This window comes from Sphingopyxis sp. (assembly GCF_036402335.1).
Classification (GTDB): Bacteria; Pseudomonadota; Alphaproteobacteria; order Sphingomonadales; family Sphingomonadaceae; genus Sphingopyxis.
Window position 1 is genome coordinate 1 of sequence record NZ_DASWTD010000327.1, and the last position, 2,026, is coordinate 2,026.

3 protein-coding genes are annotated in these 2,026 nt (G+C 68.0%); all 3 read right to left on the reverse strand.

From position 1 onward, the window contains the following. A partial coding sequence (locus VGD20_RS10140; RefSeq protein WP_331134325.1) for a PfkB family carbohydrate kinase occupies positions 1-512 on the reverse strand: 512 nt, incomplete at its 3' end. Continuing rightward, entirely contained in the window at positions 509-1,309 is an 801-nt protein-coding gene (locus VGD20_RS10145; protein WP_331134326.1) for a 2-keto-4-pentenoate hydratase, read from the reverse strand. The genes VGD20_RS10140 and VGD20_RS10145, both read right to left, overlap by 4 nt. Beyond that, positions 1,309-2,026 (reverse strand): FadR/GntR family transcriptional regulator (locus tag VGD20_RS10150; protein WP_331134327.1); only part of this gene is annotated, 718 nt, incomplete at its 5' end. The genes VGD20_RS10145 and VGD20_RS10150, both read right to left, overlap by 1 nt.

Below are 2,026 nucleotides of genomic sequence, written 5' to 3' on the forward strand. Positions count from 1 at the left end.
TTGCCGTCGAACGACACGCCGATGCCGGCCGACCTCGCCCGCGTGGCGGCTTCGAGCGCGGCTTCGGCGCTTTTCGGACCAAGCGCCGGCGTAACGCCCGACAGATGCAGCCAGCCCGCGCCGTCCAGCAAATGATCCCAATCCCAGTCGCGCGGCGCCGCCTCGGCAAAAGCCGAACCGGCGCGGTCATAGACGACCTCTGCCGGCCGCATCGGGCCGCCCGGAAGATAATAATAGAGCCCCATCCGGCCCGCCGGACGCAGCACCGTTGCGACATCGACACCAAAGCGGCGGAGCTCGCCGAGGACGCCGTCGCCGATCGGCCCTTCCGGGACCGCGCTGATCATCGCCGTGTGGCGGCCGAGCGCGGCGAGCGCTACCGCGACATTCGCCTCTGCGCCGCCGACATGCGCGTCGAAACGCGCCGATTGCAGCGGCTGCTCGCCGTGCGGCACCGAGACGCGCATGACGACTTCGCCGAAACAGGCGATAATCCGGGGGCCACCGGTCATGCCCGGAATCCGGTTTCCGCGACGGCGATGCAGGCGATATCCGCCGCGGAACCGAAACGCGCGGTCGCCGTCTGGCCGACCTCGATCGGATGAACGCCGGTGATCGCACCGGCCGATATCCATTGCCCGGGCTGCAGCTCGATCACGCCGCGTCGATGGAGATCAACCAGAAAATCGAGCGACCCCCATGGACCGTCGAGTATGTCGATCGCGCGTCCGGTACCAACCGGCGCCCCGCCGATTTCTGTTTCGACCGTCAGCGCCGCGAAATCGTCAATTCGCAGTTCCGGGCCGAGCAGCAAGCCATTATTGATGCCGATGTCGGCGACGATACCATAGGGGGCATGGTCGTGAACATCGGGCGCGGGCGAACTCGCGACTTCGAAGCCCGCGCGGATTTCGTCGATCCATTGCGCGCCATCGTCGCGGCCCGTCACGCGCCGGTCGGGCACCGCGCGAAGGCGCAGCATCACTTCCGCCTCGATCGCGCCCGCACCATCGGCGAAGACCGACGCTTCGCCGGGCGTGCTACCGTCCAGTTCTGCCACCCGCAACACCGGCCCCGCCACGCGCTCGGCACCGAGGGTTTCGATGAGCGCAGGCGGGATACGCCCGACCTTCCAGCCGAGAACCGGCGCGCCGAGCGCGGCGGTCAGGCGTTGTTGCACCGCATAGGCCTCGGCAAGTGTCGCGGGGATGGCGGCCGGGAAAGCCGTCAGCGCCCGGCCCGAAAGGCGCGCTTCCAGTAACGCCGCGACCGGATCCGGCGCGACCGGGGAGAGCGGCCGGGAGGACATCAGGCGAGCTTCGCGCTCAGCAGATAGCGTTCGCGACTTTCGGCGGACTGGCGGCGCAGTTCGATGATCGCGCGTTCCTCGGTCTCGTCCAGCATCGACTCGATCAGCCGGTTGAAATGGCGCCGCATCGCGAGCCGCGCGCCGGTCGCATCGCGATTGCGCAGTGCCGCGACGACGTCGGCATGCTCGGCCTGGCGCGCGCGGCCATCCTTGCGGCACACGAGCGAATGGCTGCTCCGCACCTCGGGTAGCTCCATCCGCATCCGCCACAGGCTCTCGATCACATGGATGATCGCCTTGTTGCTCGACGCCGCAGCGATCGTCATGTGGAACTCGCGATCGATCGCGCTGATCTCTTCCTCGCTCTTGCTGTCGTCCGCCATCGCCTCGAGCAATTCGTCGAGCCTGGCCAGAGTTTCGGCCGAAATCGTCGGCGCGGCGAGCGCCGCAGCTTCGGCCTCGAACAGTGAACGCGCCTCGGTCAGTTCGAACGCGCTGACCTTGGGCAGGATCGCATTGTCGCCGGGCAGGATTGCCTCGACATAGGCGCCCGCTCCGGTGCGGATGTGGATCCATCCTGTCGCCTGCAACGCGATCTCGGCTTCGCGGATGGTCACGCGGCTCACCTCGAAGCGCTCGGACAGCTCCCGCTCGCCGGGCAGCCGGGTTCCCGGCGGAAAAGTTCCATCGAGAATCAGGCGCCGGATCGTATCGGCG